The sequence below is a fragment of the Microbacterium enclense genome (genome assembly GCA_038182865.1).
In the GTDB taxonomy this organism is placed as follows: Bacteria; Actinomycetota; Actinomycetes; order Actinomycetales; family Microbacteriaceae; genus Microbacterium; species Microbacterium enclense_B.
On record CP116226.1, the window covers coordinates 819,175 to 845,016 of the forward strand.

22 protein-coding genes and 1 pseudogene are annotated in these 25,842 nt (G+C 70.7%); 10 read left to right on the top strand and 13 right to left on the bottom strand.

What is annotated here, in order from left to right; all coding sequences use genetic code 11:
• Positions 1-6: 6 nt before the first annotated feature.
• Complete coding sequence (locus PIR02_03800) at positions 7-1,155, bottom strand: M15 family metallopeptidase (GenBank protein ID WZH37790.1); 1,149 nt, start codon at positions 1,153-1,155, stop codon at positions 7-9.
• A 137-nt stretch (positions 1,156-1,292) separates the two neighbouring features.
• Between PIR02_03800 and PIR02_03805 the strand changes: the two genes are divergently transcribed.
• Positions 1,293-2,762, top strand: a complete 1,470-nt coding sequence (locus PIR02_03805; GenBank protein WZH37791.1) for an ATP-binding protein — start codon at positions 1,293-1,295, stop codon at positions 2,760-2,762.
• Positions 2,763-2,786: 24 nt separating this feature from the next.
• Positions 2,787-3,890 (top strand): Rv2578c family radical SAM protein, encoded by a 1,104-nt coding sequence (locus tag PIR02_03810; GenBank protein WZH37792.1) that lies wholly within the window; start codon positions 2,787-2,789, stop codon positions 3,888-3,890.
• A gap of 52 nt (positions 3,891-3,942) precedes the next feature.
• On the opposite strand, the gene PIR02_03815 is transcribed toward PIR02_03810, so the two are convergent.
• Positions 3,943-6,105, bottom strand: coding sequence for a DEAD/DEAH box helicase (locus PIR02_03815; GenBank protein WZH37793.1), 2,163 nt, complete (start codon positions 6,103-6,105; stop codon positions 3,943-3,945).
• A gap of 676 nt (positions 6,106-6,781) precedes the next feature.
• Here PIR02_03815 and PIR02_03820 point away from each other — a divergent pair.
• The 3 genes and pseudogenes from PIR02_03820 (at position 6,782) to PIR02_03830 (ending at position 9,187) form a co-directional block, all read left to right on the top strand.
• The gene (locus tag PIR02_03820; protein ID WZH37794.1) at positions 6,782-7,405 is read left to right on the top strand and encodes an antibiotic biosynthesis monooxygenase; all 624 of its coding nucleotides are present in this window, start codon (positions 6,782-6,784) and stop codon (positions 7,403-7,405) included.
• Positions 7,402-8,307 (top strand): aldose 1-epimerase family protein, encoded by a 906-nt coding sequence (locus tag PIR02_03825; protein ID WZH37795.1) that lies wholly within the window; start codon positions 7,402-7,404, stop codon positions 8,305-8,307. Before PIR02_03820 ends, PIR02_03825 begins: the two co-directional genes overlap by 4 nt.
• Positions 8,308-8,653: 346 nt before the next feature.
• Positions 8,654-9,187 (top strand): annotated as a pseudogene (locus PIR02_03830) (DUF998 domain-containing protein).
• A gap of 265 nt (positions 9,188-9,452) precedes the next feature.
• Here PIR02_03830 and PIR02_03835 read toward each other — a convergent pair.
• The 6 genes from PIR02_03835 to PIR02_03860 all read right to left on the bottom strand — a co-directional run bounded on the left by PIR02_03835 (position 9,453) and on the right by PIR02_03860 (position 16,492).
• Entirely contained in the window at positions 9,453-12,623 is a 3,171-nt protein-coding gene (locus PIR02_03835; protein ID WZH37796.1) for an efflux RND transporter permease subunit, read from the bottom strand.
• A gap of 79 nt (positions 12,624-12,702) precedes the next feature.
• On the bottom strand, positions 12,703-13,068 hold the full coding sequence (crcB, locus tag PIR02_03840; GenBank protein WZH37797.1) for a fluoride efflux transporter CrcB: 366 nt from the start codon (positions 13,066-13,068) through the stop codon (positions 12,703-12,705).
• Between the two features lie 364 nt (positions 13,069-13,432).
• Positions 13,433-13,657, bottom strand: coding sequence for a hypothetical protein (locus PIR02_03845; GenBank protein WZH37798.1), 225 nt, complete (start codon positions 13,655-13,657; stop codon positions 13,433-13,435).
• 63 nt (positions 13,658-13,720) lie between these two features.
• Positions 13,721-14,617, bottom strand: coding sequence for an alpha/beta hydrolase fold domain-containing protein (locus tag PIR02_03850; protein ID WZH37799.1), 897 nt, complete (start codon positions 14,615-14,617; stop codon positions 13,721-13,723).
• A gap of 10 nt (positions 14,618-14,627) precedes the next feature.
• The gene (locus tag PIR02_03855; protein ID WZH37800.1) at positions 14,628-15,062 is read right to left on the bottom strand and encodes a hypothetical protein; all 435 of its coding nucleotides are present in this window, start codon (positions 15,060-15,062) and stop codon (positions 14,628-14,630) included.
• Positions 15,059-16,492 (bottom strand): FAD-dependent oxidoreductase, encoded by a 1,434-nt coding sequence (locus PIR02_03860; protein ID WZH37801.1) that lies wholly within the window; start codon positions 16,490-16,492, stop codon positions 15,059-15,061. The genes PIR02_03855 and PIR02_03860 overlap by 4 nt, the downstream gene beginning before the upstream one ends.
• A gap of 56 nt (positions 16,493-16,548) precedes the next feature.
• On the opposite strand from PIR02_03860, the gene PIR02_03865 reads away from it, so the two are divergent.
• The 3 genes from PIR02_03865 to PIR02_03875 all read left to right on the top strand — a co-directional run bounded on the left by PIR02_03865 (position 16,549) and on the right by PIR02_03875 (position 19,665).
• Positions 16,549-17,175, top strand: coding sequence for a TetR family transcriptional regulator (locus tag PIR02_03865; GenBank protein ID WZH37802.1), 627 nt, complete (start codon positions 16,549-16,551; stop codon positions 17,173-17,175).
• A 145-nt stretch (positions 17,176-17,320) separates the two neighbouring features.
• The gene (locus tag PIR02_03870) at positions 17,321-18,391 is read left to right on the top strand and encodes an alpha/beta hydrolase (GenBank protein WZH37803.1); all 1,071 of its coding nucleotides are present in this window, start codon (positions 17,321-17,323) and stop codon (positions 18,389-18,391) included.
• Positions 18,388-19,665, top strand: a complete 1,278-nt coding sequence (locus PIR02_03875; protein WZH37804.1) for an MFS transporter — start codon at positions 18,388-18,390, stop codon at positions 19,663-19,665. The genes PIR02_03870 and PIR02_03875 overlap by 4 nt, the downstream gene beginning before the upstream one ends.
• A gap of 27 nt (positions 19,666-19,692) precedes the next feature.
• Here PIR02_03875 and PIR02_03880 read toward each other — a convergent pair whose 3' ends face one another.
• From PIR02_03880 to PIR02_03895, 4 genes are all read right to left on the bottom strand, one after another.
• Positions 19,693-21,162 carry an aldehyde dehydrogenase family protein gene (locus tag PIR02_03880; GenBank protein WZH37805.1) on the bottom strand — a complete coding sequence of 490 codons (1,470 nt, stop codon included), beginning with the start codon at positions 21,160-21,162 and terminating at the stop codon, positions 19,693-19,695.
• Position 21,163: 1 nt separating this feature from the next.
• On the bottom strand, positions 21,164-21,802 hold the full coding sequence (locus tag PIR02_03885; GenBank protein ID WZH37806.1) for a class II aldolase/adducin family protein: 639 nt from the start codon (positions 21,800-21,802) through the stop codon (positions 21,164-21,166).
• On the bottom strand, positions 21,799-22,728 hold the full coding sequence (locus PIR02_03890) for a carbohydrate kinase family protein (protein WZH37807.1): 930 nt from the start codon (positions 22,726-22,728) through the stop codon (positions 21,799-21,801). The genes PIR02_03885 and PIR02_03890 overlap by 4 nt, the downstream gene beginning before the upstream one ends.
• Before the next feature lie 89 nt (positions 22,729-22,817).
• On the bottom strand, positions 22,818-23,183 hold the full coding sequence (locus tag PIR02_03895; protein ID WZH39078.1) for a CrcB family protein: 366 nt from the start codon (positions 23,181-23,183) through the stop codon (positions 22,818-22,820).
• 231 nt (positions 23,184-23,414) lie between these two features.
• Between PIR02_03895 and PIR02_03900 the strand changes: the two genes are divergently transcribed.
• Positions 23,415-23,909 (top strand): hypothetical protein, encoded by a 495-nt coding sequence (locus tag PIR02_03900; GenBank protein WZH37808.1) that lies wholly within the window; start codon positions 23,415-23,417, stop codon positions 23,907-23,909.
• A complete protein-coding gene (locus PIR02_03905; protein ID WZH37809.1) occupies positions 23,906-24,901 on the top strand; it encodes a cation diffusion facilitator family transporter in 996 nt (331 codons plus the stop codon). Before PIR02_03900 ends, PIR02_03905 begins: the two co-directional genes overlap by 4 nt.
• On the opposite strand, the gene PIR02_03910 is transcribed toward PIR02_03905, so the two are convergent.
• Positions 24,876-25,841 carry a DNA topoisomerase IB gene (locus tag PIR02_03910; GenBank protein ID WZH37810.1) on the bottom strand — a complete coding sequence of 322 codons (966 nt, stop codon included), beginning with the start codon at positions 25,839-25,841 and terminating at the stop codon, positions 24,876-24,878. The two genes, PIR02_03905 and PIR02_03910, sit on opposite strands and share 26 nt — an antisense overlap.
• Between the last annotated feature and the right edge of the window lies 1 nt (position 25,842).

Genomic DNA, 25,842 nt, shown 5'->3' on the forward strand with positions numbered 1-25,842 from the left:
CGGGTCTCAATAGGTGGGCGCAGCCGGCAGACCGAAGAACTCCTCGAGGGTCGTGTAGCCGCCGTCGTGGTACGCCTGCGCGAGTTCGGGACCGATGTAGCGCAGGTGCCAGGCCTCGGGCTCGTACCCCGACACGTCCTCGCGACCCTCGACGTAGCGGGTGACGAAGCCGTACTCCCACGCGTGATCGCGGACCCATGCGCCCTGCGACGAGCCGGCGACGTCGTCGAGCGTTCCGCACGAGCCTCGACACGGCACGATGTCGACGGCGAGACCCGACTGGTGCTCGCTGAACCCCGCCCGGGCGCTCTCGCGGTCTGCGGCCTCGACTCCGCCTACCGCGACACGTCCGGCGTAGGTCTCCTGCTGCGTGGAGTACGAACGGAAGGCGCTGAGGTACCCGATCTCACCCGCTCCGGCGTCGTCGGCCGCCCGCACGAGGGTCGACAGGGCGTTCGCCGCCGACGACCGCATCGCACTCTGCTCCAGTGCTCGCACGCCGTCGGGCATGACGAGGTCGTCAGGGCGCCAGTCAACGGGGTCGTACGGCCTCTTCTTGTTCACGACGACCCATTGGTGCGTCGGATCGCTCAGCGACACACAGGGGGCGATACCGGATGCCACGGCGTCACGGAACGCGCCCCCGCCTCCGGCTGCGGCGATCGCCGCACCGTCGTCCTTCGACGCCAGGGCGGCCGTGAACGCCGGGTTGTCGCACGGCGTCGCGGCGGCGGGGGCCGCGGCGAGCTGAGGCACGGGGAGGCCTTCGGCCGGAACGGCCGGCGGCCCCTGGGCGACGGCCACCGCGTCGGGCGCGGCCGCGTTGACCGAGCCCGTGGCATTTCGTCCGGCTCCCCCGGCGGCGAGACCCACGGCGGTGGCGCAGGCCGCGATCACCGCCACTCCCGCGACGGCCACGGCGACGCGGCGTCGCAGCAGCGCAGTGCCGAGGAGCGCGCGGCCCGGGATGGCGGGGCCTCGGCGCTCGCGCGGGCGACGGGTCTCGGATCGGCCCTGCGTGGGCGGTTCCTGGTACGTCGCGCGTCGGCTGCGCGTGGGCGCGGCCTCGGGGATCGCAAGAGCCGCCGTCGCCTGACGCTCGGCCTCCGCGCGCGCGGCGCGACGGGTCGGGAACGTCGGTTCGGTGGGGCTCATTCGTCCCATTGTCCCTCGGGTCCTCATCGGGGTCGAGTCGGAGCGCACCTCGCTCGGCGAATCCTCGGTTGCGTGGTGACGTCGCCGCAGCCACGCTGGGGAGGATGCGGCACGCCCCCCCGGGAGAGGAAACGACAATGCTCGACGACGATGATCACGAGCTGATGCGGGTCGTCGGCCGATACCTCAAGCGTGTCGAACGGCTCACCGCGACAGAGGCGGCCACGGACCGCACGCCCCTCGGCGTCGCGATCGGCGAGCACCTGGGCGTGGATGCCGCCTCGGTACCGGTCCTGACCGAAGCGGTGCCCGCGCACCGTCTGGTCGATGCCGACATCGCACTCGACGACCTGATGACGCGAAGCGGGGGGACGCTCCTGGGCGTCACGGGAGGGGAGCAACGGTTCCACTCATCGGTCGCCGATCTCATCAGCAATGCCTACGCCCACTTCTCCCCCGGACCCGTCTCCTCCGAGATGCGCGCGACGGGGCCGGGTACCGAGCGACGCGTCGTCTCGTTCGGCGTGCGTCTGTTGCACGTCGGAGGGCAGCCTGTCGCGATCGTGCAGCGAGGCGCGTCGCCGCGCCACGGCGAGTCGACCGCGCGGCTCGAGGTGCTGAGTCCCGACCAGGACGCCGCGACGGCCGTCATCGCTGAGCTGCGCCGACTGATGGTCGACAAGAGCGTGCTCCGGGGCCGCGTGCTCTCCTTCGTACCGACCGAGTACGGCTCGGATGCCGGCGCGACGTTCCTCGAGCGCCCCGAGGTGCGGGCCGACGACATCGTGCTCGAGGACGGCGTGCTCGAGCGGGTGGTCGGCCATGTCGTCGGGGTGGGCGAGCACCGCGACACGCTGCGCGCCGCCGGCCAGCACCTCAAGCGCGGGGTTCTGCTGTACGGGCCGCCGGGCACCGGCAAGACGCTCACGGTGCGCCATCTCCTCTCCCTCACACCCGAGACCACTGCCGTCGTGCTGACAGGCTCCAGCATCCGGTTCATCGCGGCCGCAGCCGAGATCGCCCGCACGTTCCCGCCGTCGCTCGTGGTGCTGGAAGACATCGACCTCGTCGCCGCCGACCGCGGGTACTCGCCCCAGCCGATCCTCTTCGAGGTGCTGGATGCGCTCGACGGGCTCGAGGCCGACGCCGACGTGGCCTTCGTCATGACGACCAACCACGTCCACATCCTCGAGGAGGCGCTGGCCGCGCGTCCCGGCCGCGTCGACCTCGGCGTCGAGATCCCCCTTCCCGGACTCGACGCACGCCGACGCCTGTTCCGGCGGTACGCGGCCGACCTGCCGCTGTCGGATGAGGCTCTGGATGCCGCTGCCGCCCGCGCCGAGGGAACCACGGGCTCCTTCGCGAAAGAGCTCCTCCGACGCACCGTCCTGATCGCCGCGGTGCGGGGTGACGGGGCCGCGGTGACCGACGCCGACCTGAAGACGGCGCTCGACGACCTGCTCTCGTCGGGTGCGGCCCTCACCCGACTGCTCTTGGGTGCGCGTGGTGGCGAGGGGCCCGATCACGTCGAGGTCCACCACGGCGCGTCGTACGAGCCGCGCTGGGGTGAGAAGTACGACGAACCGCCTTCCATTCTTGCCAAATAATAGAACGTGTGTTCGACTGAGTGCATGAGGTGGCAGGGACAGCAACTGGGCGTGGACGACACCGCCGCGCTTCCCGGCATGGAGCGTATGGACGGGCTCGTCCGATCGGTGACCACCCCGGAGTTCGCGGGGATGACCTTTCACGAGGTGCTGTGCAAGAGCGCCCTGAACCGGGTGCCCGGCATGTCAGCCATGCCGTTCGACTGGACCGTGAACCCGTATCGGGGCTGCACGCACGCCTGCTCGTACTGCTTCGCGCGGAAGACCCACGAGTACCTCGACCTCGACTACGGCGCTGACTTCGACTCGCAGATCGTCGTGAAGGTCAATGTCGCCGAGGTGCTGCGCACCGAGCTGCAACGCGGGTCGTGGGCTCGGGAGCCCGTGATGCTCGGCACGAACACCGACCCGTACCAGCGGGCCGAGGGCCGCTACCGACTCATGCCCGGCATCATCGGGGCGCTGACCGAGACCCGGACGCCCTTCTCTGTCCTGACCAAAGGCACCCTCTTGCGGCGCGACCTCCCGCTGCTCACCGACGCCGCCCAGCAGGTGAAAGTGTCGCTCGCGATGTCGATCGCGGTCTTCGACGACACCCTGCAGCACTCGATCGAGCCCGGGACGCCGAGTGCCGACGCCCGCCTGGAGACCGTGCGGGCGGCGACAGCGGCGGGGTTCCGCGTGACGGTCTTCCTCATGCCGATCCTGCCGCACCTGACCGATTCGGTCGCCGTTCTCGACGACGCCCTGGCCCGCATCCGCGCCGCGGGCGCCGCGCGCGTCGTCTACGGAGCGCTGCACCTGCGCCCGGGTGCGAAGCAGTGGTTCCTGCAGTGGCTCGAGAGGGAGCACCCGCACCTCGTGTCGTCGTATCGGGGTCTGTATCCGGGTGTCTCGGTCTCCGCACCGAAGGCGTATCGCACGTGGCTCGGCAAACGCATGCGGCCGCTTCTGCGGATGCATCGCCTCGACGGGTGGGACGAAGACGATCACCCCCGCGGCCGTCCGCAGCCGGGACTTGCCGCGCGCACCCCGCCCGCCAGCAGCCTCGGCCCCGTCCGCGGCACCGGGGTCGCGGCATCCACGAGACCGCGCGTCGCGCCGGCGAGCGAGCCGACCCTGTTCTGAACGCCGAAACCCCCGCCGCGAGACGCGACGGGGGTTTCGAGCACGGAGAGGCTTACGACGTGACGTCGGCCAGCTGGCGACCCGAGATCTCTTCGATCAGGTCGTCGCCCAGCCGCGCCTGCTCGAACGGCGCGTCGATCTCGGCGCGGTCGAGCAGCTCGGTCATCCGACGCTGACGCTGGCGCGTGATGAGGGTCACCACGGTGCCGCTGCGGCCCGCGCGGCCGGTACGGCCCGAACGGTGCAGGTACGTCTTGTACTCGTCGGGAGCATCGGCCTGGATCACCAGATCGATGTCGTCGACGTGGATGCCACGAGCGGCGACATCGGTGGCGACGAGCACGTTGACACGACCCGAGGTGAGCTTCTCGAGGTTGCGGGTGCGCTTCTGCTGGTTGAGGTCACCGTGCAGAGCGACCGCCGCGATCCCCGCCTCATCGAACTGCTCGGCGAGCATCTCGGCGTAGGCGCGCGTGCGGGCGAAGACGAGCGTCTTCCCCTCGCGGTCGACGAGAGAGTCGAGGATCTGCGCCTTGTCGCGGTGCTCGATCACGAGCACGCGGTGCTCGATCGTGCTCGAGTCCTGGTCCTCGCCGGCGACCTCGTAGACGGCCGGCTCGACGAGGAACTCGTCGACGAGGGCGGCGACCTCACGGTCGAGCGTGGCGGAGAAGAGCAGCTTCTGGCTGCCCTGAGCGGTGGCGCGGAGGATGCGCTGCACCGGCTCGAGGAAGCCGAGCTCGCACATGTGGTCGGCCTCGTCGAGCACGGCGACCTGCACCTGCGAGAGGTCGAGCTTGCCCTGGTTCAGCAGGTCTTCGATGCGGCCGGGGGTGCCGATGATGATGTCGACGCCCTTCTTCAGCGCACCGACCTGGCGTGCCTGCGGCACACCGCCGTAGATCTGCGTGGTGAACAGGCCGACGCTGCGGGCGATGGTCTGCACGGTGCGGTCGATCTGCAGAGCGAGCTCGCGGGTGGGGGCGAGGATGAGCGCCTTCGGGGCGCGACCGAACTCGCGACGCTGACCGGCCTGGGCGCGCAGGATGCTCTCGACGAGCGGGGCGCCGAAGGCGATGGTCTTGCCCGAGCCGGTGCGGCCGCGGGCGAGGACGTCGCGACCCTCGAGGATGGGCGCGACGGTGGCGGCCTGGATCGGGAAGGGGCTCGCGGCCCCCAGACCGGCGAGGGCGCGGACGATGTTGTCGCCCAGGCCCAGCTCGGCGAAGCCGGCACCGGTCACGGTCGCGGCGTCGACCGCCTCGGCCTGCAGGCGCTCGTGCACCACGTCGACGCGCTGTTCGTGCTCGGCGGAGCGCTTCGGGGTGGCGTTCCAGTCGGAACGGCTCGGGCCGTCGGTGCGGCGCGGGCGGTCCTCGAAGGAACGGGCCGGACGGTCGCTGCGATCGAAGGAGCGGGCGGGACGGTCGCTGCGGTCGAACGACCGCGCGGGACGGTCATCGCCACGCGCCGGACGCTCATCACGACGCTCGAACGACCGCGCGGGACGCTCATCGAACGAACGACGCGGACGCTCATCACGGTCGAAGGAGCGGGCGGGACGGTCGCTGCGATCGAACGACCGCGCGGGACGGTCATCGCCACGCGCCGGACGCTCATCACGACGCTCGAACGACCGCGCGGGACGCTCATCGAACGAACGACGCGGACGCTCATCACGGTCGAAGGAGCGGGCGGGGCGCTCGGCGCTGTCACGTCGGGGACGCTCGTCGCGGAAGGACGGACGGGCGTCGCCGAACGTGCGGCGGTTGTCGCGATCCACACGCTCGCCCCGCGGGGCGCGGGCGTCACGGTCGAACGACCGTGCGGGACGATCGTTCCGGTCGAACGAGCGAGCCGGGCGGTCGCCGGACTCGCGACGCGGACGATCGTCGAACGACCGCGCGGGACGGTCGTCGCGGCGGCCGGGCGTGGCATCCCGATCCGAACGGCCGAAGCGGTCGTCGCGAGACGAGTGGCGGATGCCGCGGGCTTCGTCGCGACCGGCACGTTCCTGCGCGCTCCAGCGCCCCTTCGCGGGTGCGGCCTCTGCCTCGGGGCGGTACCCGCGGTGGTTCGGGCTCTTGCTGCCGGGCTTGGCGGGAGCCTCGGCACCGGGTCGACGCTTGCGGTCTTGGAACGAGGTCTGCGCGGCGTAGCGCGGCTCGAAGTTCTTGGCGGGTCGACCGCCGGCGGGCTTCTTGTTCTTGGGCATGACAATGTCCTTCTGGGTTCTGTTTCACGCGAGACAGCAACACCGCACGGCGGTGCAAAACCCGGACTATCGTCGGCCGGGGGCCATTCACTGATGATGGTCGAGGCCGCGATCGCGTCCTGTCCATCGGCCCCTTGGACTCACAAACCCATCCGCGCATCACACGCGGTGTCCAGAGCCGACCCGATAACGGTACAGGTCGCGCCTGTGAATGGCATCCATGTCTCACGCCACGAGAACAGGGGATCCCACCGCGACAGGCCGAATCGGCGACGGGCGGCCTGTTCTCACCGATTCCCTGTTCTCACCGATTCCCTGTTCTCACCGATTCCCTGTTCTCATCGCACCCCCCCTCCCCCGCAGCCCCCCGCGCCGCCCCCAAAACACCGACCCCACCGCGCCACCAGAACAGGGGATGCCACCGAAACAGGCCCGAACCAGCACCCATCGCCCTGTTCTCGCGCGATCCCCTGTTCTCGTGCCAGCCCGGCCCACGGACCCGCCCAGGTCTGGGAGCACGTTCGCCCACCCGTTCTCGCGCGCCACGCCACGCGAGAACAGGGGATGCCACGAGAACAGGACCGAACCAGCGTCCATCGCCCGGTTCTCGCGCGATCTCCTGTTCTCGTGGCGCGCGGACGGCGGCACACGCGCGCTCCTCCACGAAGATGGACGCATGGCAGACACCGACGCCCACCCCATCACGGTGGCGATCGAGCGGCGCATCGACCCGACGCGCACCGCCGAAGCGACCTCCTGGATGCAGGCCGGCACCGACCTCGCGACCGCCTTCCCCGGCTTCCTCGGCTCGGGCTGGGTCCGCGCGGGAGAAGACAGCGACCTCTGGTACATGCTGTACCGGTTCCGCGACATCGTCACGCTCGAGGGGTGGGAGACGTCGACGCAGCGGCAGTGGTGGCTCGACTCCGGTCGCCCTTTCGCCCGGGAGGAGCGGGTCGAACGGCGCACGGGCATCGAGGGCTGGTTCGACGCCTCGTTCGGTTCGGTCCTCGAGCCCACGGATGCCACGACCTCACCGATTCAACAGCCGGTGCCGCCCGCACCCGCGCGGTGGAAGCAGGCCGTGACGATCTGGGTCGGCTTCTTCCCGACGAATCTCCTCGCGTCGTGGTTGCTGGGCTTCGTGCCCGGCTTCGCGGAGATCCCCCTCGTGCTGCGCGTCCTCGCCACGACCCTCATGCTCACCCCCGTCATGACCTACGCGGTTCTCCCGTGGGTCACCCGTCTGCTGCGCCCCTGGCTGCAGCGTCCGCCCCGCCCGAGAAAGGCCTCGTCATGACCGCCGACCCCACCGGCCACCGCTTCCACCTGCGCGGCCCGCGCTCCTCCGCCGAGATCGCCCAGGTCGGGGCCGCGCTGCGCGCCCTCACCGTCGACGGTGTCGACCTCGTGCCGCGGTACCCCGACGACGTCCCGACGCCCGCGGCATCCGGTGTCGTGCTCGTACCGTGGCCGAACCGTATCCGGGACGGCAAGTACACCTTCGACGGCGTCGATCAGCAGCTCGCGATCAGCGAGCCGAAGTTCGGCAACGCCAGCCACGGGCTGCTGCGCTTCGGGACGTACCAGCCGATCGAGCAGACCGACGAGCGACTCGTGCTGGGCGCGGACGTCGTGCCGCAGACCGGCTACCCGTTCCACCTGCGCACGCGCGTGACTTTCGCCCTCCGCGCAGACGGGCTCCACGTCACGCACGACATCGAGAACATCGGGGCGACCACCGCGCCCGTCGCGCTCGGCGTGCACCCGTACCTCTGCATCGGCGGCGTGCCGACCGAGGATCTCGTGATCCACTCCACGGGTACGACGACCCTCGTGCTCGACGAGCGCAACATCCCCGTCGACGAGGTGCCCGTGGACGAGCACACCGACTTGCGCGGCGGCCGGCGCCTGGGAGACGCCTCGCTCGACAACGGCTACCGGGGGCTGGACCGGGATGCCGAGGGCCGTGCGCACCACACCCTCACCGCCCCGGACGGCCGGCGCCTGCAGATGTGGCAGGACGAGGGATTCGGGTGGGCGCAGGTGTTCACGACCGACCGCTATCCGGGGCAGTCGCTCGCTGTCGCGATCGAGCCGATGACGGCTCCGGCCAATGCATTCGCGTCCGGTATCGATGTCTCCGCTTTGGCACCCGATAGCGCTATTCGACGCGAATGGGGAATTCGCTTTAGCGCATAACCAGCGAAATTGTCCCCCTTATGGGGGACACATTTTTACCGTGCGACCTGGGGTATTTGAAGAACAAGACTTTCCCTTTCGGGCGTGAGAAAAGTTAGCATCATGCTGACGGATTCCGTCGACGCCGGGAATCATAAGCAAGGCGATTCTCGGTTCACCCGATTAAGCCGACGGGGGCCGGGGGTCTCGCGGTGCTGGGGGACTTTCGGTCCGTCCCCAGGGAAAGCACCCCAAAATGAGCATCGCGGTCCGCCAAACCGTTCCTTCCGCCCTCCCCTTCTCGTCTCCGCGAGCTGTCGTCGCCACCGTGCGCCGACTGGCGCGACGCGCGGACGCCCTGTCGACGATGCACCTGGCCGCCCTGGTCCTGGTCGTGCTCGTCGGCGGCATCCTCGCGTCGATCGTGACCACGACCGATCCGCTCTGGTGGCAGTTGCACTTCAGCCAGCTGGGAACGTTCCACGATGTCTCGGGTGCCCTGTTCAACAGCACTCTGAAACTCGGCGGGGTGCTCGTGGTCGTCTACGCGGTGCGCGTGCGTCGCGATCTGCGCCGCCTGGGCCGCGGGGCCGGGCGACGGGGAGCGGCGTCGGTCGCTTTCCTGTGCCTCACCGTGATCGGGGTCAACCTGGCGCTCGTGGGCTGCGTCCCCCTCAACAGCAACAAGGACCTGCACGACAAGGTCGCGGGCATGATGGTCCTCGGCTTCGCGGCCCTGCTGATCACCACGCCCGTGCTGCTGCACCGCCTGGGCCGCCGTCTCGCGGTGTCGACCGTCCTGGTCTTCGTCTTCCTCTTCGCGGGGGCCTGGCTCTTCGTGACGGCCACCATCAACCTCGCGCTCTTCGAGGTGATCGCCTTCGCCGCCATGTTCGGGTGGTCGGGGATCTTCACGCACGCCGTTGCCGGCGCCGCCACCCGAGCGGTCGAGGCGCCGGCGTCCGCGTCGGCGTCGACCACCACCCCGGCGCACGGGGCGTCTCGTCGCCCGCGTCGCCCCCTCTCCGTACGCCTCGTCGGATCGCTCCCCCTGCTGCCGATTCCGACCCGCGCCGTTCTCGGCCACGCCGACGAACACGGCCCCCGCGCATCGGCCGCGGCGGATCCGCTTCGCGCTCGCGTGTCGAGGCCACGCCTCGCCCGGCTCAGTGCCAGTCGCGGAGCTCTCGTCGGCTCAGCGGGTGCTCCTCCGCAGCCGCGACCTCCGGTGCGCCGTCGTCGTCCGATGAGCGTGCAGCGCGCCGCGCGAGGCGACGCTCTCGGGCTCCCTCCACGAGGTTGTAGAGCGTCGGAAGCACCAGCAGGGTCAGGAACGTCGACGACACCAGTCCGCCGATCACCACGACGGCCAGCGGCTGAGAGATGAAGCCGCCGTGCCCGGTGATGCCCAACGCCATCGGCACGAGCGCGAAGATCGCCGCGAGCGCGGTCATGAGGATCGGACGCAGACGGCGTGAACCACCGACGATGGTGGCCTCGTACACGCTGAGCCCCCTCGCCCGGTACTGGTTCACGAGGTCGATGAGCACGATCGCATTGGTCACCACGATGCCGACCAGCATGAGCGCCCCGATCATTCCGGCCACTCCCAGGGGCACGCCCGTGACGAGGAGCAGGAGGATCGCCCCGGTCGCGGCGAACGGCACCGACACGAGAAGCTCCAGCGGCTGGCGGAGCGACTTGAACGTGGCCACCATCACGACGTAGACGATCAGGATCGCCGCCAGCAGCGCGAGTCCCAGCTGCCCGAAGGCATCCTGCTGGTCGGTCACGGCACCGCCGACTTTCGCCGTCGCCCCCTCCGGCAGCTGCACGTCGGCGAGCGCGGTGTTCACGCTCGACGAGGAGCTGCCGAGGTCGTCGGTGGTGGGGGTCACGGTCACCGTCGCGGTGCGCAGACCCCGGGCGGTGGTGATCGAGGGAGGCGTCTGACTCTCGTCGACCGTGGCGATCTCGTCGAGGCGGACGGTGCCGGTCGCGGTCGGGATCTCGAGAGCGCGCAGGGCGTCGACCGTGGTGGGCGGGTTGCTCGCGGCGACGTACACCGTGACCCCGCGACCGTCGATCTCGACCGTGCCGGCCTGGCGCGGCTGCATCGTGTTCGACACGAGGGCACCGACGGTGCGCTCGGACAGGCCGCGTTCGGCGGCGGCGGCGCGATCCACGCGGACCGAGACGTACGGGAGCGAGGCCGAGAGGCTGCTCGTGACCTGTCCGATCCCGTCACGACCCTGGAGCCCCGAGACCACGGCGTCGTTGGCCTGCTGCAGGGTCTGGCCGTCGGGGGCCGTGACGTCGACGGTGATGTCGGTGGACCCGAGGCCTCCCCCCGAGGCGGCGACCTCGATCTCACCGGCATCCGTGAGCGCGTCGAGCTCGGTGCGCACGCGTTCGCGCAGGTCGACCTGGTCGACCCCCGCCTGCGACGTGATGGAGTAGGTGATCCCCGATCCCCCGCCGGAGAACGCGTCGCGCAGCGCCGATCCACTCGACCCGATCGAGGTCTGGACGGTCTCGACACCGGGGGTGTCGAGCAACACGGCCTCGACCTTCTGCGCCGCGGCATCCTCGGCATCCAGGCTCGGAGCCGAGCCGATCTTCTGTGTCACGGTGAAGGTGTTCTGGCCGGAGTCGCCGAGGAAGTCGGTCTTCAGCAGCGGCACCGAGGCCAGCGTTCCGCCGAGCACCAGCACGGCGAGGGTCAGCGTGACCCACGAGTGCTTCAGCGTCCACCGCAGCACGGGCACGTAGCCCTTCTGCAGGCGGGAGGGCGGCGCGCCGGGGGCTTCGGGATCGATCGGGGTGCCCTCGGCATCCCGGATCACCTTCCCGGGCTTCAGGAACCACGACGCCAGCACGGGCACGATCGTCAGCGACACCAGGAGCGAGGCGGCCATCGCGATCGTGACGGTGAGCGAGAAGGGGCGGAACAGCTCGCCGGTGACATCACCCACGAAGGCGATCGGCAGGAACACCGCGACGGAGGTGATCGTGGATGCCGTGATGGCGGCCGCGACCTCGCGCACCGCGCGCACGATCGTGGGGATCTTCTCCGCGTCGCGCACGTAGTGCCGCTTGATGTTCTCGATCACGACGATCGAGTCGTCGACGACGCGTCCGATCGCGATCGTGAGGGCGCCGAGCGTGAGGATGTTGAGCGAGTAGCCGAACGCCTGGAGACCGACGAACGTGATGAGCACGCTCGTGGGGATCGAGATCGCGGTGACCAGGGTCGAACGCACCGACATCAGGAAGATGAGGATCACGACGACCGCGAAGACGAGGCCCAACAGCCCCTCCTGCGCGAGCGCCTCGATCGACTGCTCGACGAACGGCGCCTGGTCGAACACGACCGTGAAGGTCGCGCCGTTGCCGAGGGCGGACTCGAGGGTCGGTAGCGCCGCGAGCACCCCGCGCGAGACGTCGACGGTGTTCGCGGCCGGGAGCTTCGTGACGGCGATCGTCAGCGCCGGCTGACCGTCGACGCGCGACAGGGTCGTGGTCGGGTCGGCCTGCTGCGCCACCGTGGCGACGTCGCCGATCGTGGTCGCCCCGGCGCGGAGCTGCGCGGCGTCAGAGGGGACGAGAGGAAGGGCGGCGATCTCGTCGACGCTGGTGATCTTCGCGCCGGTCTGCACGGTGAGTGTCTGGTCGCCCTCGGTGATCGCCCCGCCGGGGAAGAGCACGCCGTTGGCATCGAGGGCATCGGTGATCGACTGCTGGGTGTAACCGCGCTCGGAGAGCTTGCCGGTGTCGGGCGTGATGGTCACCCGCTGCCCCGTGCCGCCGACGATCTGGGCACCGTTCACGCCCTCGATGTCTTCGATGTCGGGGACGATGCTCGTCTCGAGCGTGGACTGGGTCGCTTGCGCGTCGCTGAACCCGGTGACGGCGAGCTGGATCACGGGGAAGTCGTCGATGCTCGCCGACGCGACCGTGGTGTCGGCCGACTCGGGCAGCTGATCGTTGATGCGTGCGATCGCGGCGAGGATCTTCTGCTGCGCGGCGGCCAGGTCGGTGCCGTAGGTGAACGACGCGGACACGATGGAGGAGTTCGTCGTGCTCGTCGCCGTGGTGGACTCGAGCCCGTCGACACCGCGGATCGCGTTCTCGATCGGCGTCGACACGTCGGCCTCCACGACCTCGGGCGAGGCACCCGGGTAGGTGGTGACGACCGCGAGCTGAGGGAACTCGATCGAGGGGATGAGCTCTTGCTTGAGGCTTGTCAGCGCGAGCCCGCCGAAGATCGCCGCGACGATCGTGACGAGCGCGATGAGGGCGCGGTTCTTCAGGCTCAGGACGGCCAGATACGACACGAAGGACCTCTCGGGTGCGCTGTCGATACAGAGGTGTATCGAGCCTCAGTATCCCATGTGCCTTCCGAGAAGGGCGGCGTCAGAGCAGCGAGCCCAGGGTCAGACCGACGGCCGCCGCCAGGACTGAGCCCACGAACGACACGACCGCGTAAATGGTGGCAGCGCGCGCACGCCCTTCGTCGGCGAGCAGCGCCGTCGTCACCGCCACGGCGCTGAAGGTCGTATAGCCGCCGAGCAGGCCCGTGCCGACGATCCACCGCCAGGCTTCGTCGGCGGGGAGCGGACTCAGGATGCCGAGCGCCAACGCACCGGAGAGGTTGACGACGAGAATCCCCCACGGAAACCTCTCCCCCGTACGCCGACGGATGGCGACGTCGAGGAGGTACCGCGCGGCCGCACCGGCTCCCCCGGCCAGGGCGACGGCGGCGAAGACGAGCGGAGTCACGTGCGTCAATCTACGCCGAGGAGGTCGGCGAGCACCGCCTCCGAGGCGTGGACGGAGGAGGGAACCACTCGACCCGCCCTTCGACGCGAGACCGGGTCTCCGACATCGAACGGATGGAGCGATCAGTCGCTGACGGCGATACCCCGGTCGGCCGCGAGCACGGGGGCCGGCTGCGGGAGCTGCCCCCCGGGGGGGGAGAGAGAGATCGTCGCCCCGCGGAGGGCTCCCAGCCCCGCGACACCACCGAGGTCCGCTTCTCGCAGGTCGACGTGCTGGAGCGTCGCATGCTCGACGATGAGGGTGGAGATGCGCGTGCCCCGTGCGGCGAAGCGGGTGATGCGGGACCGCCTGGTGAGGTCGGGCCTCAGGCCTCGAGCGCCTCCACGCGGCGACGCAGCTCTGCGGCCTTCTCCGCCCCGAGCTGCGCGGCGGCCAGCTGCAGCGCCGCGCTCGCGGTCAGCGTGCGGGCGACGAGGTACGTCGGGCTCTTCTTGAGGTCGGGAATGACGTCGAGGATGATGCTCTCCGCGTCGGGGTCGGTCATGAGCGTGCCGAGCTTCACCTTCGCGAGGTCGTATCGCGCAGCCATCGTGTCTCCTGGTCCCGGGCGCACCGTCGTCACCCTGGGCGAGATTCTTGCACATTTGTCCTACTACGTCACCACCCGTGACGGATCTCGGGCGATCTCGCCGACCAGCGCGTACGCGGCGCGGGCCTCGACCGTCCAGAACGCGCCCACGTAGACGTGAAAGCCATCGGGGGCGGCCACCACGCGCACCGGGGCACCCGCCGCCCGTGCGCGCGCGAAGAAGGACATCGTGTCGTCGAAGAAGATGTCACGGCCGCCCTGGAAGATCACCGTCGGCGGGAGGCTCGAGAGATCGGCACGGATGGGGTTGAGCCCGGGATCTCGGAGCGAGCGGCCGTTCGCCCACGCGTCCGCCGCGGCTCGGAGTCCCGGCACTCTCAGCGAGGGGTCACGGCGCATTCGGCTCGCGATCCCCGGGTGCGCGAGTTCGAGGTCGAGCCAGGGGGAGAAGAGCACCAGAGCGTCGGGGCGGCGATCGGCGCGGGCGGTGAGCCCCAGGGCGAGCGTGCCGCCCGCTGAATCACCCGCGACGATGAGCCGCGACAAGCCCGATCGCTGCGCGAGGCGCTCGTACTCGGCGTCGATGAAGGCCGCGGTGTCCGCTGCGTCGTGCTCGGGCGCGAGGGGGTAGTTCACGACGGTGACCGCCGCCCCCGTGGCGCGGGCGAGGCGCGCGACGATCCACCAGTGCTCGGCGACGAGCGGGTTCACGAGCCCGCCGCCCGGCAGGTACATCAGCTCGAGCCCGGGGGTGCGCGTGGCCGGCTCGTACCGGATGACCGAGAGCCCCTCCCGCCGCGTCACGACGACCCGACCCGTGCGGCGAAGATGCGGGGGTGGGTCGACGGGCCGACGATCGGGCGACAAGGTGACGAGGTAATCGTCGCGGGCGAGCGCGCGACGGATCGGTGCGGTGTTGACCCACATCGCCGCCGCCGTCAGCGTCATCAGGATCGACACGACGGCTCCTTCACCCCTCGGCCGCCATGTCGGAGAGCGCGTTCGTGGTGACCAACCGCACGACGGCGGGCAGCCCGGCCGCGATCTTGCGGCCCACGAGGCGACCGAACACCGCCGCGAGGGGGCCGGAGATCTCCACCCCGTGCGTCACCGACAGGCCGTTCGGGGTCTGCCGCATGCGGTGGGGGAAGGTCAGCACAGCACCCGGCAAGGGGATGCGGAAGTTCATCGCCACGCCCGGCTGCAGCTCCGTGAACGTGAACGTCTGCCCGGGCGTGCCGTGGTTGACCACTCGCCCCTTCGCCCCCACCCGCGCCGGCACGGCGAACTCGGCACGACGCAGATCGGGATCGTCGACCGCCCAGTCCTCGGGAGTCGTCCATCGTTTCCAGACCGCATCGGCCGATGCGGTGGTGAGGTGGCTGTACTCGCGGCGCCAGGTCATGAGGCGACTCCCGTCTGTCGAGATGCGGATGAAACCGTTGCGGTCGACCCCGGGGTTCCGACCGCGACGAGCCCGCGCGCCTGGAGCGCGGCGCGTTCCCCGGCGCGGACCGCCCCATCCATGAAGCCCGTCCACCGGTCGGCCGTCTCGGTACCGGCCCACAGGACACGACCCGCCGGGATGGCGAGGGTGGCGGCATAGGGGACGACCGCCCCGGGGCCCGGCGCGGCGGTGGGCCCACCCCCGACCCACGGGTCGGCCCCCCAGCGCTGGTCGATGTAGCCGGTGGCATCCAGCGCGCGAGAGCCGAACAGGTCGGCGAAAGACGACAGGGCTCGGGCTCGCCGCTCGGCGAGCGGGAGATCGTCCCACTCGCGCGCGTACACGCCCCCGATGAACCCGAGCAGGATGCCAGGACCATCGCCGGTCTCGGGGCCCGCATCGAAGGTGATGAAGACGGGTCCGGTGTCGGAGATCCCCTGACCCGACAGGTCCTGGTCGCGCCAGAAGGGCCTCTCGTACACCGCGTACGCCTTCGACAGCACGCCGGCCGGCCAGCGTTGGACCATCTGGGCGTGTCGAGCCGGGAGGCCAGGCGAGAAGGTGATCCGCCCGCGCACGGCGGGCGGCACGGCCACCACGACGCAGCGCGCGCGAACGCTCTCGCCCCTCGCCCCGACGATCACCGCGTCAGCGGTCGTCTCGATGCGTTTGACGGGCGCGTCGAGCCACACGTCGTCGCCGAGCTCGGCGGCGATGCGCAGGGCGATCTCGTGCGAGCCTTCGACGAAGTGCTCCTCTTGCGCCCCACCCTCGGTGTCGAGCATCGACGACAGTCCGCCGGCCTGATGGATGTAGTGCAACGCGTGCAGCAGCGAGATCTCGTCGGGTTCGCACCCCCAGGTGGTCCGTCCCGCGATCGCGATCAGATCGCGCGCGGCCGCCGACGCGTGACTGCGACGCAGCCACGAGCCGAGGCTCTCGGCATCCCACTCGCTCGCGCGGGGTGCGGCCGCCGGATCACCGCACGGCACCGTGCGGGCGAGGCGATCGATCATCAGCTGCACACGGCCCACGTCGAGCAGACTCGCGCCCATCGGGGGCACCGTTCCCCGGTAGCGACGACGCTGGCCGCGCCAGCGGAGCACGTTCTGCCCCGCGCCGAACGTTCGGGACCGGGACACCCCCATCTCGTCTGCCAGGGCGATGACGCGGTCCTGCCCCGGTCCGACGAACGTTCCCCCGAGGTCGACGTGCACGCCGTCGACGCGGGCGGAGTGCACACGCCCGCCCACACGGCTCGCCGCCTCGAGCACGCGGACCGACAGACCGTATTGACGCATGCGACGCGCCGCGGTGAGGCCCGACAGCCCGGCGCCGACGACGACGACATCGACCGGGGGATCGGGCTCGAGCGGGGACGCGGTCATAGGCTTGCTCCGTTTCTGATGCGATGCCGACCGGTCGGGTCGGCGAGGAGGACTCGGTGAGCGAGACGACGAACAGGTCGATGCGCGCAAGGGGTCGTGCGCGGCGCGAACTGCTGCTGGAGGCGACACTCGCGATCATCGCCGAGCGCGGGATCTCGGGAGTGACCCACCGTTCCGTGGCCGCGGCAGCCGGGGTGCCGCACTCCTCCACGACCTACTTCTTCGCCTCGCTCGACGACATGATCGGCGAAGCCGTCGCCCACGCCATGGCGGCGGAGTTCGAGCGCCTGCAGCAGTTCCGTGCGCTCCTCGAGAACGGGGAGAACCGTCCCGGCGCCGCGATCGACGAGTTCGTCGAGATCGTCCGTCAGCAGTCGGCGGACCACACGGTCGCGCAGTTCGAGATCTATCTCTTCGCGTCGCGGCACCCGGCGCTGCGCGTGCACGTCGAGCGCATCCTCGACGAGACGCGCTCGCTCGCTGCGGCGGTGCTGCGCACCAACGGCGTGACCGATCCGCACGCCGCCGCGGCGGTCGTCGCCGTGATCGACGGCTTCGCTCTTCATCGCATCGCTCGTTCCGAGGTCGTTCAGTACCAGTCTCTGGCGCACGCGCTGCGCGCCGTGCTCGTCGGCTTCGTGACCCTCGCCGCCACATCGGCGCTCGAGAGACCGCCCGCCTAGTCGGCACAAATGTACAGGTAAATACCCAGGTGTCACCTCGAAGCCGATGAAGTTCACGACTTCGTCACACAAAACTGTACTTCTGTGCAATAAAGTGACCCGATAGTCGACACGACGCCGTGTTCGACAGAAGGGTTCACCCGCGATGATCCGCCCCCGCTTTTCCGACCGCCTCCTGCGCGTCGGCGCTCGAGCCCTCGGCTCTCTCCCCCCGGCCGTTCTCCGCGCCGCGGCCGGTGCCCCCGTCACGATCGACGGCAACGCGCTGCACCCGGCCGTCCAGACCTCGTTGAAGGTCATGAACAGCTCCCCGGGAGCTCGTTTCGAAGAGCTGCCGCTCCCCGACGCACGCGCCCACATCGAACGCGAAGCCTGGACGTTCGCCAGCGGCACGCGACTCGCGCAGCGCGAAGACATCTCGATCCCCACCCGCGACGGCGCCGTGAGGGGCCGGGTCTATCGCGCGCGCCTCGACCGCCCCGCCCGTGGCACCGTCGTGTACTTCCACGGCGGCGGATGGGTGCTGGGCTCGATCGACAGCGGGGACGCCGTCTGCCGGACGCTCGCAGTGACGACGGGAATGACGGTGGTCTCGGTCGACTACCGTCTCGCTCCGGAGTTCCCGTTCCCGCGCGGTATGAACGACGCGGTCGACGCGTTCCGGTGGACGCGCGACAACGCCGCACGCTGGGGCGGAACTCCCGGCACCGTCGGGGTCGGCGGAGAGAGCGCCGGAGGAAACCTCGCCGCGATCATCTCGAACGTCGCGCGTGACGACGATGCGGGAGCACCCGCGTTCCAGATCCTCTTCTGCCCCGTGACCGACCTCTCACGGAAGCGGCGCTCGTACGCCCTCTTCCGCGACGGGTTCTTCCTGACCGAGACGCAGATGGACTGGTACGCCGCGCACTACCTCAGCGGGGGAGGCAGCGCCGATGATCCCCTCGTCTCGCCGATCCTCACCGATGACCTCGCCGGCGTCGCTCCCGCCTACGTCGCCGTCTCGGGCTTCGACGTCCTGCGCGACGAGGGCGTCGATTACGCCGCGCGCCTCGAGGCGGCCGGAGTGCCGACGACGCTGGTCACCCACACCGGGCAGATCCATGGCTTCTTCAACGCCTGCGGCGCCCTCCGTGACGCCCGCGAAGCCGTCGCCGAAGCGGGACGCTGGGCCCAGTCGACCCTGGCCCCCACACGCGCGGGCGACCACCGGTGAACGCCGAGACGCAGCCGCCGATGCTCACGGCCTATGCCGAGCCGACCCGACCGGTGCGGGCCGGCTGGATCGCGGCCTTCGCGGGGGTGTGGCTGGGCCTGTGGATGGCGCAGCTCGTCCCGGTACAGGTGCTGCTCCCCCTTCAGATCGCCGCGCAGCACACGTCGGAGCAGTGGCTGAGCTCACTCGTCGCGTACGGGCTCGTCAGCGCGGTCGCGGGAGCGTTCGTCGTCGTGGCGTATCCGATCGTCGGCGCGCTCAGCGACCGCACCCGGTCGCGGTTCGGGCGCCGTCGCCCCTGGATCCTCGGCGGCGTGCTCGTGGTGGGTGCGGGGCTCGGCCTCCTCGGCCTCCAGACCGAGACACTCGGCACCGTCGTGCTGTGGACCGTGACGATGATCGGATTCTGCATGGCCTCGGCCGCGCTCACGGCGGTGATGGCCGACCGCGTGCCCGAGAATCAACGCGGGCTCGTCTCCGGGTGGATCTCGGCGCCGAACGCCCTCGGCATCCTGCTCGGGATGGTGCTGGTGACGGCGGTGTTCACGACGACCGCGTCGGGCTATCTGTCGCTGGCGGTCTGCGCCGTGGTCCTCGCGGTGCCGTTCCTGCTGCGACTGCACGATGTCCCGCTGACCGACGCGGAGGCCGCGCGACTCGGACCGCTGACGCTCCGCGGCATCGTGTCATCGATCTGGGTCGACCCGCGTCGGCACCCCGACTTCGCGTGGACCGTCGCCAGCCGCGTGCTCATCAACCTCGGCAACGCGATCGCCACGACGATGCTGCTGTACTTCTTCACGTTCGCGCTGCGCGTGGCCGACCCGACCGGGTTCCTGGTGTTCACCACCGTCATCTACATGGTCGTCACGATCGTGGCATCCGTGGCCCTCGGAAAGCTCAGCGACGTCGTGGGGCGTCGACGGGTCTTCGTCCTCGCGTCCGGGGCGGCACAGGCGGTGGCGGCGCTTCTCCTCGCCGTGGCGCCCGCCGAGGCGACAGCGGTCGTGGGGGCCGTGCTGCTGGGTCTCGGTCAGGGGTGCTTCTTCGCCGTCGACCAGGCCCTGGCGACCCAGGTGCTCCCCTCGGCCGAGACACGGGGGAAGGACGTCGGGATCATGAACATCGCCCTCGCCGGCCCCCAGGCCTTCGGGCCGCTGCTCGGCGCCGGTGCCGTCGTCCTCTTCGGCGGGTTCGCGGGACTGTTCCTCGCGAGCGGGGTCGCGGGGCTCCTGGGCTCGATCCTCATCATGCGCGTGCGCTCGGTGCGGTGACGGGCTTTCCGGCGAGGCCTCTCCGCCTCACCCGTACAGCAGGCGGATGATCCGGTCGACGAGCCGGTCGGTCTTCGCGGTGCGCCTCATGGTCGTGAGCGTCAACAGGCGGAAACGCTGGCGTGTGAGCGCCTTCGCGGACGCGAACTCACGGAGGCCGTCGGCCCCGTGGATCCGCCCGAAGCCGGAATCGCCCACCCCGCCGAACGGCAGCGCGGGCACGGCCGCGAACGAGATCACGGAGTTGATCGCGATCATCCCGCCGCGCAGACGCAGGGCCAACTCGGTGCCGCGCCTCTTCGAGAACACCGCGCCCGACAGGCCGTAGCGCACGGCATTGGCCTTCTCGACGGCTTCGTCCATGGAGGCCACGCGGTTGACCACGAGCGTGGGACCGAACGTCTCCTCGCGCACCGCCCGCGACCGCTCGTCGACACCCGTCAGCAGCACGGGCGGGATCGTCGTGCCCGCGCCGGGGGCGCTCCCCACGCGCAGCGTGCCGCCGTGATCGAGCGCGTCGGCCACGTGCGCGCGCACGACATCCGCTTGGCGCGGCATCGTGAGCGGCCCCACGCGTGCCTCGGCGTCCGTCCCGGCGCGCAGCTCGCGGGTGCGCTCGGCGACGGCATCGACGAAGCGGTCGTAGATCTTCTCGTGCGCGTAGACGCGCTCGATGCCGATGCACGTCTGCCCCGCGTTCGAGTAGGCACCCCACACCGCCGCCTCGGCCGCCGCGGAGAGGTCGGCATCCTCGTCCACGAGCAGGGCGTCCTTGCCGCCCGCCTCGATCACGACCGGGGTGAGGGTCTCGGCACACGCCGCCATGACGGCCTTTCCCGTCGCGGTCGAACCGGTGAAGGCGATCTTGTCGACCCCCGCTCGGCACAGGGCGGCGCCGGTGTCGCCGAGGCCGGTGACCACGGTGAACGCGTCGGCGGGTCCACCGGCCCGGACGAACGCGGATCGCAGCCACGAGCCGACCCCGGGCGTGTACTCACTGGGCTTGAAGACCACCGTGTTGCCCGCGGCGAGAGCGTAGGCGAGTGATCCCATCGGCGTGAAGACGGGATAGTTCCACGGCCCGATCACGCCCACGACCCCGTAGGGCACGTATCCCACGCTGGACGCCTGATTGACCATGAGGATCCCGGATGCCACGCGGCGACGGCGCAGCGTCCGGCGCGCGTTCGACGCGGCCCACGCGAGGTGGTCGAGCGCGAGCATGATCTCGAGCCGCGCGTCGCCCGTGGGCTTGCCCGTCTCGGCGCGCACGAGGGCGATGAGGTCGTCGAGGTGCGCCACGATGTCGCGCCGCCACGCCCGCAGCACGCGACGCCGGCCGTCGAAGCCGAGCGCCACCCACCCGCGGCTCGCGCGGCGGGCTCGGGCGACGGCGGCGCCCACGCCGTCGGCATCGTGGATCGCGAAGCGGCCGACGACTCGCCCGTCGAGCGGACTCAGCGAATCGAAGGAGGTGGCGGCCGTGGCGGCGTTCATGTCAGACCTCGTGCTTCTGTCCGTATCCCGTCGCGACGGCGGCGGCGATGACGTCCGCCTGCTGAGCCGGGGTGAGTTCGGCCGGCTCCCCCACCGCCCGTGCGCGGAGGTAGATGTCGCACGCCCATTCCAGCAGAGCGGTGTTCGCGATGGCACCGGCGAGATCGCGGCCGGTGGTGACGGCGCCGTGGTGGGCGAGGATCACGGCGTTCGCGGCGGCGAGGGCGTCGCCGGTGGCGGCGGCCAACTCTGCCGATCCGAAGACCGCGAACGGTACGACGGCGACCTCCCCGCCGAGCGAGAGCTGCTGATAGTGCACGCAGGGCAGACGGTCGGCGACGAGAGAGAGCGCCACCGCCGCGGGCGCGTGCGTATGCACGACCGCGCCCACCGCGTCGTCGGCGTAGGCGGCGCGGTGCAGCGCGAGCTCCGAGCTCGGGGCGAGCGCTCCCGCGATCATCCCGTCGGGATGAACGATCACGATGTCGTCGGCCACCGCCTCGGCGAACACCACTCCGGTGGCGGTGATCGCGATCGCGTCGCCCACCCGCACGCTGACGTTTCCGGCCGTGCTCTTGACCAGCCCCTCGTCGGCCAGAGCTCGGCACGCGGCCGCGACCGCGTCGCGCACATAGATCATCGGGCGACTCGCGCCAGGGTCGCCTCGATGGATGCCGCATCGTACGTGCCGTGCGACGTCCCGACCCCCGCGACCACCTGGGCGGCGGTCGCCGAGCCGAACCGCGCGGCCTCCAGCGACGAACGCCCGCGGAGCTTCGCGAACACGAAACCGGCGGAGAAGGCGTCGCCGCCCCCACTGGTGTCGACGGGCTCGGAGGGGACGATCGGGATCTCGGTGAGCTCCCCCGCCTCGACGAGGACGATGTCGCGACCACCGTCGGTGATCGCGACCACTCGAGCACCCGCCGCCGCCAGGGCTCGGGCCGCCGCGTGCAGGTCAACGGCCGCGGTCCACCCGAGCGCCTGCTCGGCGTTCGGCAACACGTAGTCGGTGTGCGCGAGAAGCGGCTCGATGAGAGCGTAGAACGCGGGCTCGCCGCCGATGAGGAAGTCGAGGGAGGTCGTCGCCCCGTGATCGCGCGCGTCGTCGAGGATCTCGATGACGTTCTCGGGGCCGAGGAGCTCGGGGGCGCCGATGTGGACGTGGTCGGCGGCCGCGATGGCGTCCCAGGGCACGATGTCCGCGGCGAGCGCGTTGGCCCCGACGACGTGCAGCGCGGGGCGCGAACCGTCGGAGCGGATGGGCAGCACCGACGCCGACGTCGGCAGCTCCCCCGTTCGCAGGTTGCCCACGTCGACGCCGGCGTCGGCCAGGAGTCCCACCAGCACCCGCCCGGTCACGTCGTCGCCGACCGACCCGCTGGTGACGACGCGGGCGCCGAGCTTCGCGAGGACGAGCGCGGTACCGCCGGCGGGTCCCGCGGCCGACATGACGATCTCATCGACCAGCAACGAGCCCTGCCCGTCGGGGATGGCGTCGACGGGCTGCACGATCGTGTCGAGGACATGCGCGCCGAGCGTGACGATCTTCGGGGCGGTGTTCATCGTCGAACCTCCGGGTCGGGGTCACGGCGCAGCACAGCTGCGCCAGGAAGTGGCACATTTGTACCATTTTCTCTGGACGCAGACAAGCGTCAGCGGCGCGGGAGACTCCCGCGCCCGATCCTCACCCCGAACCAGGCCGCCGCCGTGCCGACGAGCACCGTCGCCACCCCCCACCACAGCAGCGCGAGATCCGCGGACTCCACGGCGAGCGCGCTGTACGTCGTGAAGCCGCCGAGCACACCGGTTCCGAGGAACAGCTGCGTCCGCTGCGCGCGGGAGGACTCCGGCATCCGAGCCCTCCATCCGAACAGGATGCCGATGGCGAACGCGCCGGCGATGTTGATGAGCGGCACGAGGGCGGGCCCGAGATCGTCGCCGAACGCCAGCGTGAGGCCGGCGCGCGCAGCCGTGCCGATCGCTCCGCCGACGGCGACGAGGACCACGTCACGCCACATGCTCACCGCGCCACCCTACGCCGCCGCACCCCAAGGAAAGCCGCTCGGGTGTCCACGACACCCGGACGATCTCTCGAGACGTCCGGGCGTCGTGGACACTCAGCCCGGGCATCGCCGCACGGAGCTCTACGAGCGCGACGCGGGTGACGCAACCCCCGCGACAGCACCGGCCCCGGCGGCGCAGAATCCCCGCGTCCCCGTCACCGGAGGCTGCAAGGGAAGGTCCGCATCATGACCAGATCGAGAACGGTGACCGCCGTCGCGGTCACCCTGTGCGCCCTCGTCCTCGGCGGGTGCGGCATCCGGATTCCCAGCGACCCGCAGGGCACCCTCGATCACGTCGAAGGCGGCGTGCTGCGCGCCGGCGTCTCCCCCCACGGCGACTTCGTCCGCGTCGACGGCGACGAGCCCAGCGGCAGCGAGGTCGACACGCTCACCGACTTCGCCGAGACGCTGGACGCCCGGGTGGAATGGACCGTCGGCTCGGAGGAAGCACTCGTCCGGGGCCTGGAGAACGATGACCTCGACGTCGTCGCGGGCGGCCTCACCGACCAGACGCCGTGGACGAACAAGGCCGGCATGACCCGCCCCTACGGCGAGGTCACGCTCGAGGATGGATCGACGGCGAAGATCGTCATGCTCGTGCCGCTCGGCGAGAACGCCTTCGTCTCGCGCCTCGAGACCTTCTTGACCGACGAAGCCTCCACGCACGGTGTCGGCCGATGAGTCCTGAGACCGCGCGCTTCGGCCGCACCGAGCTGCCCGAGCGTCAGGCACACGTGCTCCGTCGCGCGATCCGCCTGGAGTGGATCACCCTCGCGTTCCTCGTGGTGACCGCGACCCTCGTGTTCCTCGTGCTCGGCAACTCCCAGGCGATGAAGGCCGCGTGGATCGAGGACCTGCTGTCGTTCATCCCGCCGATCGCGTTCCTCATCGCGGTCCGCCTCGCCCGCCGCCGCCCGACCGTGCGTCACCCCTACGGGTTCCACCGTTCGGTCGCGGTCGGACACCTCGTCGCCGCTGTCGCCCTCACCGCGATGGGGGCGTTCTTGATCATCGATTCCGGCATCGGCCTGGTGACGGGTGAGCACCCCACGATCGGCACCGTGAATCTCTTCGGGGCGACCATCTGGCTGGGCTGGCTGATGGTCGCCGTGATGGCGGTCACGGCGGTCCCCCCGGTGATCGTGGGACGCATGAAGCTCGGCCTCGCGCGCGAGCTGCACGACAAGGTGCTCTACGCCGACGCCGACATGAACAAGGCCGACTGGATGACGTCGGTCGGCACGATCGTGGGTGTGCTCGGCATCGGGATCGGATGGTGGTGGATGGATGCCGCTGCGGCGATCTTCATCGCGGGCAGCATCGTGCACGACGGGGTGAGCAACCTGCGCGCCGCCGTGATCGACCTCATGGACGCCCGCGCGACGACCTTCGACGACGCCCACCCGCATCCCCTCGTCGACCGGGTGGACCAGTACCTCGCGGGTCTGCCCTGGGTCGCCGCGGCGGGGAGTCGCGTGCGCGACGAGGGTCACGTCTTCCACATCGAGGCGTTCGTCGTCCCCCGCCGGCGCAGAGTCGCGCTGCTCGACGTCGAGAGCGCCCGGGATGGCTGCGTCGCGCTCGACGGGAAGATCCAGGACGTCGTCGTCGTCCCCGTCCCCGAGCTCCCCGACGTCGTCGACGCGATCACTCCCCGAGGATCAGCCGCCTGATCGCGGCATCCTTCGATCCGCCCAACTCCATCGTGCGGCCCTTGCGATAGAGCGAGAACACGCGGGGGTCGATGTAGCTCGAGCGCGCGACGGCCGGAGTGTTGCCGAGCGCCTCGGCGGTCGCGCGCACCGCGGCCACCTCGGCCTTCTTGCGCTCGTTCTTGCCGCCGACAGCGCCGACGGTGGCGAGCGACTCGGCCGCGAGGATCGTCCCGCGGAGGGTCCGGAAGTCTTTCGCGCTGAACGGCCCGCCGGTGAGCGAGCGGACGTAGGCGTTCACGTCGCCGGGCGTCAGCGGCACGCGCCGACGGCCGCGTCTGTAGCTGAGCAGAGCGGCACGCGAACGCCCGAGGGCGAGCTCTTCGACGAGGGATGCCAACTCGGCATCGTGCACGCGCAGGTCGGCGCGCTTGCCGCTCTTCGCCGGGAAAGACAGGCGGATGAGGTCGCCCTCGACCGTCGCGTCGCGCCGCTGGAGGGTCGTGAGACCTCGACTGCCGTTCGTGACGAAGTACCGCGCATTGCCCACGCGGGGCGCCACGAGGTCGAGGAAGCGGAACGACACCGCCAGCACCCGCTCGCGGTCGATGTCGCTGCGACGCAGCGACTGCGTGACCCGGGCGCGGGCCCGCGGCAGCGCCTCGGCGAGCTGCAGGGCGCGCGCGAACTTGCCCTTGTCCTGCCTCTTCGACCAGTCGGCGTGATACGTGTACTGCCGACGACCGGCTTCGTCCGTGCCCACCGCCTGGATGTGCGCGTTGGGCTCCTTCGCGATCCACACCTCGCGCCACGCGGGCGGGATCACCAGACCCCGCGCCCGTTCCGCGTCACCTTCGGGAACCGCGGCCCCGGTGTGATCGACGAAGCGGTAGCCCGATCCCGACCGCACGCGGCGATAGCCCGGGTCTTCGTAGGGGCGAACGCGGATGAGACGCGGCATA

Excerpts from the sequence above, each read along its gene's own strand:
- PIR02_03800 (WZH37790.1), bottom strand. The coding sequence starts at position 1,155 with ATGAGCCCCACCGAACCGACGTTCCCGACCCGTCGCGCCGCGCGCGCG.
- PIR02_03805 (WZH37791.1), top strand. The coding sequence starts at position 1,293 with ATGCTCGACGACGATGATCACGAGCTGATGCGGGTCGTCGGCCGATAC.
- PIR02_03810 (WZH37792.1), top strand. The coding sequence starts at position 2,787 with ATGAGGTGGCAGGGACAGCAACTGGGCGTGGACGACACCGCCGCGCTT.
- PIR02_03815 (WZH37793.1), bottom strand. The coding sequence starts at position 6,105 with ATGCCCAAGAACAAGAAGCCCGCCGGCGGTCGACCCGCCAAGAACTTC.
- PIR02_03820 (WZH37794.1), top strand. The coding sequence starts at position 6,782 with ATGGCAGACACCGACGCCCACCCCATCACGGTGGCGATCGAGCGGCGC.
- PIR02_03825 (WZH37795.1), top strand. The coding sequence starts at position 7,402 with ATGACCGCCGACCCCACCGGCCACCGCTTCCACCTGCGCGGCCCGCGC.
- PIR02_03845 (WZH37798.1), bottom strand. The coding sequence starts at position 13,657 with ATGGCTGCGCGATACGACCTCGCGAAGGTGAAGCTCGGCACGCTCATG.
- PIR02_03855 (WZH37800.1), bottom strand. The coding sequence starts at position 15,062 with ATGACCTGGCGCCGCGAGTACAGCCACCTCACCACCGCATCGGCCGAT.
- PIR02_03860 (WZH37801.1), bottom strand. The coding sequence starts at position 16,492 with ATGACCGCGTCCCCGCTCGAGCCCGATCCCCCGGTCGATGTCGTCGTC.
- PIR02_03870 (WZH37803.1), top strand. The coding sequence starts at position 17,321 with ATGATCCGCCCCCGCTTTTCCGACCGCCTCCTGCGCGTCGGCGCTCGA.
- PIR02_03880 (WZH37805.1), bottom strand. The coding sequence starts at position 21,162 with ATGAACGCCGCCACGGCCGCCACCTCCTTCGATTCGCTGAGTCCGCTC.
- PIR02_03885 (WZH37806.1), bottom strand. The coding sequence starts at position 21,802 with ATGATCTATGTGCGCGACGCGGTCGCGGCCGCGTGCCGAGCTCTGGCC.
- PIR02_03890 (WZH37807.1), bottom strand. The coding sequence starts at position 22,728 with ATGAACACCGCCCCGAAGATCGTCACGCTCGGCGCGCATGTCCTCGAC.
- PIR02_03895 (WZH39078.1), bottom strand. The coding sequence starts at position 23,183 with ATGTGGCGTGACGTGGTCCTCGTCGCCGTCGGCGGAGCGATCGGCACG.
- PIR02_03900 (WZH37808.1), top strand. The coding sequence starts at position 23,415 with ATGACCAGATCGAGAACGGTGACCGCCGTCGCGGTCACCCTGTGCGCC.
- PIR02_03905 (WZH37809.1), top strand. The coding sequence starts at position 23,906 with ATGAGTCCTGAGACCGCGCGCTTCGGCCGCACCGAGCTGCCCGAGCGT.
- PIR02_03910 (WZH37810.1), bottom strand. The coding sequence starts at position 25,841 with ATGCCGCGTCTCATCCGCGTTCGCCCCTACGAAGACCCGGGCTATCGC.